At 44.7% G+C, this 14,159-nt stretch carries 9 protein-coding genes; 4 read left to right on the forward strand and 5 right to left on the reverse strand.

The annotated features are described in order from the left end of the window. Positions 1-419 precede the first annotated feature (419 nt). A complete protein-coding gene (locus tag NSQ66_RS25565) occupies positions 420-1,820 on the reverse strand; it encodes an MATE family efflux transporter (RefSeq protein WP_076098795.1) in 1,401 nt (466 codons plus the stop codon). Between the two features lie 159 nt (positions 1,821-1,979). Between NSQ66_RS25565 and NSQ66_RS25570 the strand changes: the two genes are divergently transcribed. Then, positions 1,980-2,861, forward strand: a complete 882-nt coding sequence (locus NSQ66_RS25570) for an AraC family transcriptional regulator (protein WP_036685373.1) — start codon at positions 1,980-1,982, stop codon at positions 2,859-2,861. A gap of 75 nt (positions 2,862-2,936) precedes the next feature. Here NSQ66_RS25570 and NSQ66_RS25575 read toward each other — a convergent pair whose 3' ends face one another. The 3 genes from NSQ66_RS25575 to NSQ66_RS25585 form a co-directional block, all read right to left on the reverse strand. Further along, positions 2,937-4,547 (reverse strand): extracellular solute-binding protein, encoded by a 1,611-nt coding sequence (locus tag NSQ66_RS25575; protein WP_143758575.1) that lies wholly within the window; start codon positions 4,545-4,547, stop codon positions 2,937-2,939. Positions 4,548-4,615: 68 nt separating this feature from the next. After that, the gene (locus NSQ66_RS25580; protein ID WP_036685379.1) at positions 4,616-5,509 is read right to left on the reverse strand and encodes a carbohydrate ABC transporter permease; all 894 of its coding nucleotides are present in this window, start codon (positions 5,507-5,509) and stop codon (positions 4,616-4,618) included. A gap of 11 nt (positions 5,510-5,520) precedes the next feature. After that, entirely contained in the window at positions 5,521-6,396 is an 876-nt protein-coding gene (locus tag NSQ66_RS25585) for an ABC transporter permease subunit (protein ID WP_141118552.1), read from the reverse strand. A gap of 503 nt (positions 6,397-6,899) precedes the next feature. On the opposite strand from NSQ66_RS25585, the gene NSQ66_RS25590 reads away from it, so the two are divergent. Then, complete coding sequence (locus tag NSQ66_RS25590) at positions 6,900-9,134, forward strand: AraC family transcriptional regulator (RefSeq protein WP_038573230.1); 2,235 nt, start codon at positions 6,900-6,902, stop codon at positions 9,132-9,134. 86 nt (positions 9,135-9,220) lie between these two features. Here the strand turns inward: NSQ66_RS25590 and gtfA are convergent, their stop codons facing one another. Beyond that, on the reverse strand, positions 9,221-10,663 hold the full coding sequence (gene gtfA / locus NSQ66_RS25595; protein ID WP_076141801.1) for a sucrose phosphorylase: 1,443 nt from the start codon (positions 10,661-10,663) through the stop codon (positions 9,221-9,223). 374 nt (positions 10,664-11,037) lie between these two features. Here gtfA and NSQ66_RS25600 point away from each other — a divergent pair, with 374 nt between their 5' ends. Both NSQ66_RS25600 and NSQ66_RS25605 read left to right on the forward strand, forming a co-directional pair. Further along, complete coding sequence (locus tag NSQ66_RS25600) at positions 11,038-12,030, forward strand: LacI family DNA-binding transcriptional regulator (RefSeq protein ID WP_036685385.1); 993 nt, start codon at positions 11,038-11,040, stop codon at positions 12,028-12,030. A gap of 201 nt (positions 12,031-12,231) precedes the next feature. Beyond that, positions 12,232-14,064, forward strand: coding sequence for an exosporium glycoprotein BclB-related protein (locus NSQ66_RS25605; protein ID WP_081390154.1), 1,833 nt, complete (start codon positions 12,232-12,234; stop codon positions 14,062-14,064). The last annotated feature ends 95 nt before the right edge of the window (positions 14,065-14,159 follow it).

A 14,159-nucleotide genomic window follows, 5' to 3' on the forward strand; every position in this document is an offset into this window, starting at 1 on the left:
TTGGGTGCACGGTGTTACTTGGACTTTCAAAGTCGCTTTCGGACTCCAGAGTCGCTATTTCCGCACAAACGTCTCTTTTCATAAGCTATCGGACTCCAGAGTCACTATTGCCTCAAAATCACCCCATTATGAGCCAATTTACGAGGAATAGCGCCTCTCCAGTCCGAAACTACCCGTAAAAGGCTCTAAATTAGCAAATAGCGGCATCTGAGTCCGAAAGCACCTGTCCTCCCGTAACCGCCCAACTACCGCTCTCCTGCAGCCGCCCTACTATCGCCCTACTATCGCCCTACTATCGCACTACTGCAGCACTACTACCGCTTACTCCGCCCTACTGCCGCAACAAACACTACTCAACAAACAACGTCCGACTCTTAAACCACTCCATTGCCCATCAAGCTAGGCTTATAGAGTCCCGCTTATGTGGTTAACGAGGTGCTTCTTTTCCCGGCTCCATGTAGTGAAGCATTCTCTTCACTCAAGCCGATATCCGCTTGGCGGAGAACCTTTCGCCCCCTCCAGCGCGCCAGAACAAGCAAGCCTCTCACCAATTCGTCGGCTATCATACAACAATAGATACCCATAAGTCCCCAGCCGACGCTGATTCCTAACCAATAGGAGCAGCCCACGCCAATGAGGGACATAGACACGATGGAAGTATACATCGTATAACGCGTATCCCCGATAGCGTTCAGCGCGTTGCCGAGGGCCATATTCAGCATTTTGGAGGGCTGGAGCAATAGATTTAGAGCTAACAAAGAAACCCCGATCGCAATAATCTTCGGATCAGATGTGAAATAACCGAGCAGCTTTTTTCCGAACAGGAATAGTAACAGCATGTTAGCTGACACAATGCTCAAACCAATAAAGAGTGTACGATACGCACTGCGATAAGCTTCTTTCAATTTGCCTGCTCCAAATAAATGAGCAATCTGTATCTGCCCCGCCAGCGCAAAAGCATAACCAAGTGTGAAGCAAAAGGACTCCAAGGTATTAAGATACGTGCGTGCTGCTAACGCTTCGGCTCCAAGTGCAGCCAGAAAGGAATATACAATAAGCTGGGAGAATACCCAACAGGAAGAATTGATCCCGAGAGGCCAGGCAATCTTCAAAATTTGCTTGAACAGCTTGCCATTGAATATGCGGAAATCTCTAAGTCTGACCTTGATCTCGAAAGAACGCCGGAATAAGGAGTAGAGAATAATCACTCCGACCAGTCTACTGATAATACTGGAGATCGCGATGCCCGCAAGGCCTAGCTGTGGCAGACCGAATACACCAAATATAAAAATATAGTTCAGAATAATATGGATGACATTGATTATAATCCCTGTGTACATCGGTCCTTTGGTATTCCCTGTGTTACGGATAGCGGTACCGAGGGAAGCGATCATCCCGACCATAAAAAGTCCACCGCCGACGTAGGAGATATAGACATTGGAAAGTGACAATAGCTCAGGTGCTATATTTAGAACCCCACCAATAGGGCCCGCATAGAAAAACAACACAATACTCACGACAATCCCCAACACGAGGCTAACCGATACTCCCATAATAGCAATCGTGCGTGCTTCACCAAAACGTTTGGAGCCCATTCTCTGTGCGATCAGAATCCCCGCTCCACCCGCAAATGTTGTAAAAAGCGTGGTCAATGCACCGAACAATTGATTGGAAATGCCGACTACGGCGACTGCATCATCAGAGATACGGCTGACCATTAATGTATCTACCGTACCCAGCAGAGTCTGTAGAAATACCTCTATAAATATAGGCCAAGCCAATACCCAGAGTCCAAAACCCTGTCTTTCTTTTTTCACTATACAAACCCTCCTCGTAAACCATGCCTACAGACTTAGCCTAAAAAATAACATCTTTATTCATTAGGTCAGACTAAATTATAGATGATATACTTTGGATGATGGTACAGATTTCAAACCAATTATTACATTATTCCAACCTCACTAAAAGGAGCTTCTGACATGAACATCTTGAACTTCACCGTTCCTCCGTTGCTGTACTACATTGTAAGCGGATTCCATACTTTCTCCCCCGGCCATTATCATATGAGCCGCCATAATACCCGGGTGTTCGATTTGCTTGTAGTTAAACAAGGCTGTTTATATATGAGTGAAGGCGGCCTCCCTTTTCAAGTAAAAGCGGGTCAGGCGCTCTTGCTTCGTCCAGACAGCCATCATTTCAGTACGGACAGCTGCAAGGAATCCACCTCTTATTATTGGCTGCATTTTCAAACGGTGGGTGAATGGAATATGACCGAGGATACGGCTGCTGCGCTTGAGAAGGACAACGTCAAAATAGAGAACTCCCTGCAATCTGACGAATTTGATATCCGGCCGTTTAGCTTACGCCTGCCTCAGTATACGACTCTGCTGCAGCCGTCCAAGATAGAAGAGCTGCTCTCACAGCTGAATCAGCTTGTGCCTAATTCCCATTTAAGCGATACTCCATTTCAGCAGCAGCTGTTGTTTCAGGAGGTTATTCAGCAGTTATCCGCCTCCCTCAGCCATGAGCGCCCCTCGCCCTCCAAAACATGTGCAGAGCAAGCGGCCTCCTATTTACGCAGCCATTTTCGTGAGCACATCACTGCGCAGCAGCTAGGGGAAAGCCTAAGCTTTCACCCTGTATATATCGCTCGTTGCATGAAGAAGGAATACGGCTGTGCGCCGATGGAATATCTGCTGCATTATCGAATTCAGCAAAGTAAACTTTTGCTGATGCAGACCAGCTACACGATTGCCCGTATAGCCGAGGAAGTCGGCTTCAATCAGGCCCCTTACTTCAGCTCCAGCTTTATTCGAATAGAAGGGACCACTCCGCGGGAATTCCGCCAACGCTTTTCGTAGATCCTGAAGACTCTAAAAAACACAAAAAAAGGGATGCTCCCCATTTGGCTTAGGGAACATCCCTTGCTACTTTTATTATTTCAAACCCTTCTCCTGCACATAAGCGTCCCATTGCTTGATATATTCGGTCTGGATTTTCTCAAGGCCTGCTTGCTTAGCCTTTTCCATAAAGGTGGCTAAACCCGCATCAACATCCTCTACTAATCCAGCTTGCAATGGATACAGGTATTGCTTTTCCACCTGCTCTAGTGCTGCTTTTTCCGCCTGATAGGAGGTATAATCCTCAGCAAAACCCGTGAAAATATCCGGCTTCTGAATTTTGTCGAGCTCAGCGAAGATTTCCTTCACGCCGTCATAGGATTTATCAAACAACATGAACTCCGGATTCCGCCATGCCCAGCCGTTCATTCCCTCGCGTGTAAAACCGTTCGTTGAAGCATCTCCAATAAGTTCATAATAGCCGTTCGCATCAATCTTATAGTTCTTTCCTTCCACACCGTATTGCGTCAGCTGATTATAACGTTTATCCATGACCATTTTTTCATAGAAGGCCAGCGCACGTTCAGGGTTCTTGCTGCTCTTCGGAATGGCGAAACCATTATGAATAGGATGAACTGGTGTTGCATAACCAATGGTATTGCCATAAGGATAGTAACCTAGATCCCAATCCGGATGTGCTGCTTTCACCTTCATCAACGTATCGTTGAAGCGAGTCGGATTATCTCCGAAGATGCTTGCTGCCTTGCCCGCGATAATCGGTGCCTGGATGGTATCCTTCAAGTTCAGGACGTTTTTGGAAATCAATCCGTTTTCCTGCCAGCGTCTCATCGTCAGCAGCTCTTCTTTATGTTCCTCCGAGCCCCAATAGAGATAAGCTTTTGAAGGATCATCGTACTTAATACCAATACCGTAAGGCAGCGGACTGCCGACCTGTGCGGTAAGTGTTGAATATACATCATGAATGTTACCTCTTACATCACTGTTAAAAGAAGCCGGCGACATCTGCGGTTCATTTTTCTTGATTCCTTCCATGTATGCTTCATAGCTAGCCAGATCTGTCGGCTGAGGCAGATTGTATTTCTTGCGCAGATCCTCACGCCATACGAAGCCATTCGTTACATACTCCTTATAAGTCGCAGGAACGGTGTAAATCTTGCCATCAATCTTCACGGCATCCCACATTTCCTGTGGTACGAATTGCTGGAGTTCTGGGGCAGCTTTTGGCAGCAGATCATCTATAGCCAAAAAAGCTCCCTTTTTCGCATAAGCCTGATATTGTGTCCAGTCCGCGGTGAAGATCAAATCGATCGATTGGCCCGACGACAGCAGCAGCTTATATTTCTGATCCCAATCTGTCCAGGTTGTATAATTGAATTTAACGGTTGCATTCAGATCCTCTTCAGCCATTTTGTTAATTTCGGCTTCAATGCTTGAGAGATCCTTCGGCGCATCGCCTAGCATATAGAATTGCAGCTCTACCTTTTTGGAAGTGTCCAGTCCGGTCTTCTCCTCAGTAACTGCGTTCGTACTTTGTGCTGTGTTTCCTCCGCTATTGCTCTCTTTTACCGCCGAATTGTCTCCGTTTGCAGAATTAGAATTCCCCCCGCAGCCTGCCAGCAGCGTCAAGCCCAATACTGACGTAAGCAGAATAGACATGCGTTTGCCCCGTTGTTTATTCATCTGAATCCTCCCTTTTCACTATGCTTCTATGTTAGCCGACTGTACCTTAACCCGGTAGTGGGCAGGTTGCGGTTCTAACCTTTCACAGCGCCGATGGTTAGGCCTTTGACAAAATAACGCTGAACGAACGGGTACAGAAAAAGAATAGGTCCCGTCACGACAATTGCCATCGCCATTTTGGTAGACTCAGCAGGGACCTCCGTAGCCAGTGACACCCCGGTTCCCGCCCCCATCTGTGCGATAAACTGTGCTGAATTAATAACATTGTACAGATAGAACTGCAGCTGATATTTATGCGTATCATTGATGAACAGGGAAGAGGTGAACCAGTCATTCCAGTAATACAAAGCCAGAAACAAACCGACTGTAGCGATGCCCGGCATGGAAAGCTTGAGTACAATCTGCCAGTAAATACGGAAATCACCGGCCCCGTCTATTTTGCCAGAATCGAATAATTCCTCAGGAACTGCAGATTTGATGAAGTTTTTCATTAAAATGATCAAAAATGGCGTCATCAGACCTGGAAGCACCAGTACCGCATAGGAATCCAGCAGACCGAGGTATTTCGTAATCATGATGTACCACGGGACAAGTCCTCCCCCAAACAAAGTCGTAAAGTATATATAGAAGGAAAAGCTATTTCGATATTTGAAATCTTTACGCGCCAACACATAACCCGCCATAGTCATGAAAAAAAGTCCCATTACCGTTCCAATCGCAGTTGTGCTGACTGTGACCGCATATGCCCGCAGCACCTCATCCGGGAAGATGAATACCGTCTTGTAGCCCTCCAGTGAGAACTGTGCCGGAATCAGATGATAGCCATCGCGGATAATGGACTCATTGCTGGTCAAAGACGCAGAGATAATTAGCAAAAAGGGCAGCAGGCAAGCGATCGACAGGCCAATAATGACCACATAGGCAATCCAATGAAGCATTCGCGTATATTTATCCTTTTGAATTTTCATTCCTTATCCTCCTAGAACAGGGCGTAGTCATCGTTTATTTTGCGGATAATATAGTTGACCGTCATAATGAGGACGAAGCCGAACAAGGATTGATAAACCCCGGCAGCCGTTGCCATGCCCACATCAAAGGTTACTTTAAGCGAACGGTATACATAGGTATCAAGGATATCCGTCGTATTGTAGAGCAGCCCGTTATTGCCTATTAATTGATAGAAAAGATCAAACTGGCCCTTCATAATACTGCCGAGCGCAAAGAGCAGCAGCACCACAAAGGTTGATTTCAGCATCGGCACCGTTATATACCAAATCCGTTGGAAAATATTAGCGCCATCAATTTTGGCCGCTTCATAATATTCGTCACTAATCCCCGTAATCGCCGCCAGATAAATCACCATGCTGTAGCCAAGATTTTTCCATAGATAAAAGATAATGATCAGAAAGATCCATGCCCAAGGTTTACTGTAAACGTCGACCGGATCAAGGCCAAATTGGGTAAGTATTGTATTCAAGAAACCGCTGTCATAATTAAACAAGTTGTAGACAATTACGCTGAGAATTACAAAGGATACAAAGTAAGGCAGAAACATTACCGATTGGCTAATCTTTTTAAACCATTTTCCATTGAGCTCACTCAGCAGGATCGCACAGACAATTGCCAGCACATTCCCTAGTACAATAAAAGCAATATTGTATCCTATCGTGTTCATCGTGAGCTTCACCAGCGTACCGGATCTCCAGAGGAACTCGAAATTCTGCAACCCGACAAACTTGGAATTGAACATACTGCTGTTGAAGTCGAATTGAGTGAACGCATAATAAATGCCTACCATTGGAAAATAGGAATTCACCAGAAAAAAGACCAAGGTGGGCAGCAGCATCAGAAACATTACCCGATTGTGCACCAGCTCATACAACAATCCTTTCTTCTTTCTTGTCGTTCGTAAGCGTGCTCTACCATCAGCCTGGATGCCAAGTTCGACGTTTGAAATTCCTTTGGATGAGGTTTGGCTCAAGATCTCTCACTCCCCTTAATATAGAAACTGCATAATTCCACTATAGGGGGATTCTTCTGAACACAGAAGTGAAGCTTACAAGCCTTACTGCACAAACTGGCGAAACAGGAACTGAACAATCAGGATGTTTATGTAAAAGTCTTCGGAGACCCACAGAGCTTCTCAAGCTTCGCTAACCCCGTATAATCCTTGTAGAAAAGGCTGTTTTGTACATGAATATTTAATTTGTTCACTCCCTTCAGATTGGAAAAATGCAGGATTATAAGGTTGCTCCACTGTTCCGTTCACTCTTGGGGACTTATAATAAAGGAACTTCATAATATGAATTCATCCAGAGTCTTGTCCGAGTAAGTCATATGATGATCAGGGGGGACGGTATGAAGAATAATGATCTACGGAGAAAAAGACTACTGTATGGCAAGCTGCTCACTACCATAACCCTGTGCATATCGTTAACCCTTCTTATCTCTACTTTTGTTTACTATACGTACTACATCGGTGTCGAGAAGACGCAAACCTTCCGCTCCGATCTAAGGGACCTGACCCAGACCGGCAAAAAAGTAGTCAACATGGCTGAAGTCGCGCAAACGCTTTCATTTCAACTGTATCGAACCAGCACGATTTCTCATCTGTTGTTCTACAACAAGCCTTCTATTTATGAGGTAACCGCAGCGATGTCCGATCTCGGAAACTACTTAAATTCCATGCCCTATATTGAATCCATCTATGTATATAATCCGAATAATGACACGGTTTATATTTCGGCAGCACAGGGCCAGAATGGCGTATTCACCACCCGCGAACTGGTGGACACTGAAATTATTCAGATGCTGAATCATTATCAGGATTACAAAACATTCACGCCGATTCCGCGAACCTATTCCATAAATGAACCTGAGAAGAAAACCATCTCAGTCTATACTTACCTCTGCTATGATGCCATCAATTGGGACCGCTCTATTAACTCTGCGGTTATTGTTAACATATCCGCGGCTTGGATCAATAAAGAACTGGCTAACGGCAATACACCCGGTAGTGGCAGTACCTACATTTTAGATGACCAAGGCCGTTTTCTGTCGGGGAATAAGCTGACACTGGAGAAGCTCTCCGGGGATGAAAACAGTTGGCTGGAGCATCAAGTAAAAGCACGCTCTGCCGGCTATTTCACTGCCCCTTTTAGAGGGAATAAATCACTGGTGTCCTATACTTCGCCCGATTCGCTTGGCTGGCAATATGTGCGCATTACTCCTTATGAGGTGATTACTGAACAGACCAATCATATCCGCAATACTACACTTCTGATTTCTATAATTATTCTATTGTTCGGTCTTGTTATTTCTAGAGTACTGTCCAAACGGCTTTATCTGCCGATTGATTCGATCGTAAGCCGAATGAATACCCTTGAGGCGGATAAGCGCAACAGCATGTTCACGATCAGGCAGAATTCATTACGCAATCTGGTGCTTGGCATTAAATCTCCTCATAACAACCGGCAAAATGATGTTCAACAGCTGGGTATTTCTTTTAATTTAAACGAGGGCTACCGGCTAGTATTACTACGCATTGATGAGTACGAAGCTCTGCGAAAGGAACGAGGCTCTTATCTCCTTCCGTACAAGTTTGCCATCATGAATATTGCCTCAGAGATCTGTGGACAGACTTATCAGGTGGAAACTGTAGATATGAATGACGATAGCGTGGTCATGTTGCTTAGCAGCATGACCTCCACTGAACATCTGGATACCGAGCTGATTGAAGTGCTACTGCGGCAGATCCGCGTGGCCTGCTGTGATTATCTAAAAATCGGACTGTCGTTAGTGTACAGCCCCATCAGTGATAATCCAGATGTACTAAACCGGCTGTACAGTCAGGCCAGAGAAGCTTCCAAACATAGACTGTTTTATGGTCATGGCAGCTTGATCAATGCTGAGCGCATTAGCGAGCTTCAGAACAATCTTTACTCCTATCCGGCTGACAGCGAGAAAAAGCTGGTCGATGCGCTCACAAGTGGCAGAACAGACGAAGCCCGCAGTCACTTCTCCGAAATGGTACGTGAAATGGAGCAATATCCCTATCATGTGCTGGAACTTACTGTTTCAAGGGTGACGCTAACGATTAAACGAATCGTCGATAACATCAAGAAGCTTAGTCCTACCTCCACCGAAGGGATGATGGTGATGCCTTCGCTTGAACAGTATGAAACGATAGAAGAATTTGAAGCGGCTTTTTACCAGCTTTTCGATCATATTCAGGAATTCCAAGCGGATAAGCGCAGCTCCAAGCAAAGCGATCTAATCCGGCAAATCAACCAAACCATTCAGCAATCTTACATGGACCCTTGCCTAAGTCTGAACCAAATCGCGGATGAACTTAATATGTCTCCGATTTATGTCAGCAGACTTTATAAGCAGCAGACCCTAACCACTATTGTGGATGTCATTATGGAGGTACGGATGAAGGAAGTATGCCGCCTGCTTGTAGAGAGTGATTTGTCGGTATCGGATATTGCTGAAGTAACTGGCTTCACCAGCAGTTCTTATCTCCACCGGATGTTCAAACGCAACTTCAGCCTTACACCAATTGAATTCAGACGGACCAAAAACAGTTCATAACATGAATCACCTATCCCCCAAAAAGAAGGGTGTTCCAGCAGCCATTAACCCAGCCTTTGGAACACCCATCGATATCCTATGAAATATTAAAATACCTTCGCAATATTTGCTTCATTCTCACCTGCAAGAATGGTGTATTCTTTGGTCAACAGATTCGCTTCAAGCTTCGCCACACTGTTCTCATTTTTCCAAGTGATGTTCAGCTCATTCTCACTACCTTGTTCAATCTTGATCTCACCATCAAAAGCTGGACAGCTATTTCTGAATTTTAACAATGCGAACAGCTTTTGAACAACAGGACGTTGTACCTCAGCAGCAATTTCATCTTTAGAATAATAATGGCGGTTAATATTGCGTCCTTCTTTTGTGCTTTCGAGCAGCTCAATATCATTCTCGCCAGCCAATAGACCTACATAATAAATCTGTGGAATACCAGGGGCGAAGCACTGAATAGCTCTGGCCAAAAGATATGCCTGATCATCATTGCCAAGTGCAGAATAATAAGTGCAGTTAATTTGATAAATATCCAGATTATTATAAGCGGCGGAGCTATATTTTTTCTTAACATTCGCTCCTTGGCTATATAGGCTTTCTCTGGTCATTTCAGCTTCTTCGTCGGTCATCAGGTCCTTAACATCCACTACGCCGATGCCGTCATGCGTATCCAGGGTAGTGAATTGTTTTCTCGGACAGATCTCCAGCCAATGCGCAAGCCGATTTACTTGTCCACTATACAGAGCATGTAATACCAACATTGGCAGGGCAAAATCATAGACATAATAATCCTTGTCTGCAATCTTCAATTGAATGCTGTAATGCTCATGGATTTCCGGAAGAACAGTTACACCATAAGGTTCTACTACTTCTTTAGACAAATTCAACATTTCCCAAATATCCGGTTCTACGAAAAAGCAGTTGGTACCGATCTTTTTGTTGGCATAGGCAAAAGCGTCAAGCCGGATAATCGATGCTCCTTTATCAGCAAGAAAGGTCAGATTGTCTTTCACGAATTTCTTCGTAGTTTCCGTAGTCACGTCCAGATCAATCTGCTGCTCATCAAACGTACACCAAACCTTTTCCTTCGTCCCATCTTTAAAAGTAACCTCTACGTATGGCGCCCGCGGTTTACGTTTATAAATTAAATCCACATCAACCTCAGTTGGTTCACCGTTAGGCCAGAAATCCTTGTAACGAATGAATAAATCCTTATATTCCGATTCATCCTTCTTCTCAAGGAAATCTTGAAAGTATGGAGACTGCTGTGAAATGTGATTGATCATGAAATCATACATCATGTAGAACTTCTGGCTCATCTGTTCAATTTCCGCCCAGTCGCCAAAAGCTGAGTCAACCTTGGTGTAATCCATCGGGGCAAATCCCCGGTCGCCCGAAGAGGGGTAAAACGGCAATAAATGAACCCCACCCACGACTCCTTGCAAGTGTGTATCCAGTACTTCGTTTAGTTCTTTTAAATTGTTTCCCATGCTATCTGCGTAAGTGATAAGCATAGCTTCATTTTTAATCTGCATATTGGAGTTCTCCTTCTATTTCAATTTATACACTCTTGCTTCATAAGTCAGAGAAATCATCAAACTAATGTAATTTAATGAAAGCGTTCTCCTAAGAATCCTGTTCCTCCCTAGATGAACGTTTATTCAAAACCAATTTTATAGATGCGCAAATAATATGTCAAACGTTTTCATATAATTATATTCATATAATATAGACAAAATTATTGATATTTAATATTATACCTGAATATTTTGTGGTAACGTATAACATACCTATTATAACTATCAAAAACAATCTATGCTTTTACAATTGTTAGTCTTGATTAGTGTCAACAATCCAAGAAACGTTGTAGAATATAGATTAGAGCATTTTATGAAACGGGGATGAGGGTATGGCAAGTATTAAAGATGTTGCCAAGGAAGCGGGCGTTGCTGTAGCTACCGTGTCCAGAGTAATGAACAACCGGGGATATATCAGCAAAGAGACGCGTAAAAAAGTTGAACAAGCGATGGACGCCTTAGATTATCATCCTAATCAAATCGCCAGAGCCTTACAGAAGAATCAATCCTTTTTTATTGGGATTATTGTTCCAGATTCGAACCACCCTTTCTTTTCCGATCTCATCAAGTATGTTGAAATGAGTGCTAATGAAAAAAACTATAAATTGCTAATATGCAATTCTCTTGACGATCCTGAGAAAGAAGCCAACTATATTAGCATGCTTCGCCAGAATCAAGTAGATGGCATTATCATGTGCAGCCACACCATGAATATTGAAAGCTATAAAAAGGTCCCTTTCCCTATTGTCTCTTTTGACCGTTTTATTTCCTCCAACATTCCTTGTGTGGGATCGGATAATTACCGCGGTGGTGAGCTAGCTACCGAACATTTGATACAGCTGGGCTGTAAACGGTTGCTACATATCTCCGGCCCGCTAGATCTGGATATTCTAGCGAATCGTCGTCGGGATGCTTTTGTCATCACTAGTATGAAACATGGTGTAACCTACGATATTATCGAAGGTGCGCACAATAAGCTTACCTTTGATTATTTTTGGTCCTTTGTCACCGAAAATATCTCTCCAGCCCAACTTCGAGAATATGATGGAGTATTTTGCAGTAATGATATTGTGGCTTATGCTTTATACATTTATGCTGAACAGCAAGGCATTCGAGTGCCCGAGCAACTGAAAATCATCGGTTATGATTACCACAGCTTTACCCGCATGCTTCAGAGTCCTAAATTGACTACCATTATGCAACCTAGTGATCGGATCGGGGTCATGCTGACCAATACTCTCCTGCAAATGATCGAAAGTGCTGACGGAGAGCTAATCAACAACACTACTGTAGACGTAACTCTTATTAAAGGAGAGACTACTTAACGTATCTATTAAAAAGGTAGACTACCGTAATTAGCGGTGGCCTGCCTTTTTTTGTATTGCTTCATTAATAACGACTTTCAGGAATAACGGCTTTCAGGGCAATTATTGTAACAACTTCCGCTTCTCAGAATATGCTGATTGGGCAGGTTCCCATTTTTTAAAGGAATGAACAGGAGAAGTTCAAGGAGGAGATATAGAAATATGCCTGATTACAGACCATTTAAAGGCGATGCTATCCTAAACAAGCATGGAAGGATCAGCAGTCCTATTAGAAAGAGGGAGTGTAACGCACTATTAAAAATAGTCACTGATCTCTCTGCAGTGGTACCCCCCGTACTTACGAATCCCACAACACTTCATATTGTCAATCTCCAAAGAGTGTTAAGAGAGCTATTGGAATTCTTGCATACTTCTAAGTTATGCAGCCCTTTTAGAACTGAGCTACTTTCTGTAGTAGAGATAACCATTGTATCGACCGAAGTCAGTCCCTTCTCAGTCGTAAGCGTTGGCACTAATCTTCAACTGCTATTAGCTGAGTTATTATCTTTTATTCTCGCCACGAAGATTGACCCTAATTGCAAAGATCAGCTGATTATTCAGATCAGACATATTCAGGCTTCTATTACACAAGCAATTGGATTACCTATTAAAGGTGTGACTGGACCTCAAGGGCCACAGGGACCTCAGGGACCTCAGGGACCTCAGGGGCCGCAAGGATCTCAGGGGGTTCCGGGAGCAACGGGAACTACAGGGGCAGGGCTGCAAGGAATTGTTGCTTTTAATCCTGCATTAAGCCCTACTTATCCTGCCGGTCAAGTAGTAACCTTCAATGGCAGTACCTATATAGCTACTGTTGCGGGACCAACGGGAACACCTGGAAGTTCACCAGATTATTTATTAATTGCTGGGGGCTCCACAGGCCCCCAAGGACCTCAAGGACCTCAAGGCCCTCAAGGAACACCGGGACTTCAAGGACCTCAGGGACCGCAAGGGGTAGGGCTGCAAGGGATTGTAATCTTTAATCCTGCACAAAGTCCTACTTATCCAGCAGGTCAAGTAGTAACCTTCAATGGCAGCACCTATATTGCTACCGTTTCTGGACCTACTGGAATACCCGGGAGTTCACCAGATTACTTGTTAATCGCTGGTGGCGCGATGGGACCTCAAGGACCACAGGGTGTGCAGGGGATTCAAGGGCCAACAGGTGCGCAAGGACCAGCGGGTCCAGGCGTAGGAGCAACTGGAGCGACTGGCTCGACTGGCGCTGCAGGCTTGGCAGGCCCTGCTGGTGCAACGGGCGCGACGGGCGACCCCGGCGCGGTCGGCGTTGCCGGAGCTACGGGTGCAACGGGTGCGACTGGTGATCCCGGCGCGGTCGGCGTTGCCGGAGCTACGGGTGCAACGGGTGCGACTGGTGATCCCGGTGCGGTCGGCGTTGCCGGAGCTACGGGTGCAACGGGTGATCCCGGCGCGGTTGGAGCTACTGGCATTACCGGAGTCACTGGTGCAACCGGTAACGGTGCAATTATTCCACTGGCATCCGGAGGACCTATTATTATGACCACGGTTTTAGGTGGTTTGGTGGGAACAACAAGCCTTGTAGGCTTCGGAAGTTCAGCCACAGGCATTTCTCTTGTTGGCGGTAATGTTGATTTAACAGGTACTCTCCTTGGACCGCTTATCAACTTTGCATTCTCGACTCCTCGTGCAGGAGTGATAACATCCCTTGCTGCTTATTTCAGTAATACCATAGCTTTATCGCTGCTTGGTACTACAATAAATGTAACAGCACAGTTGTACCAATCGGCCACACCAAATAACACATTTACTGCTATTCCAGGGGCATTAGTAGCGCTCCCACCTATCACAGGTACTATTAATCTAGGAACTTTTGTCAATGGAATTACAAATGATATCAATTTTGCTGTAACACCACAGACACGTCTGCTTATGGTATTCTCAGCCACTGCTACAGGCCTCACCCTTGTAAATACAGTCACTGGTTATGCAAGTGCTGGCTTTACGATTGTATAATCATTAAAACAAATTCAAAAAAAGGCATCTGCCATTCCTTCTAAGGAGTGACAGATGCCTTTTTGGTAATATGCGGTACAATTACTTGATCTTTC

The sequence above is a fragment of the Paenibacillus sp. FSL H3-0329 genome (assembly GCF_037963285.1).
In the GTDB taxonomy this organism is placed as follows: Bacteria; Bacillota; Bacilli; order Paenibacillales; family Paenibacillaceae; genus Paenibacillus_AQ; species Paenibacillus_AQ odorifer.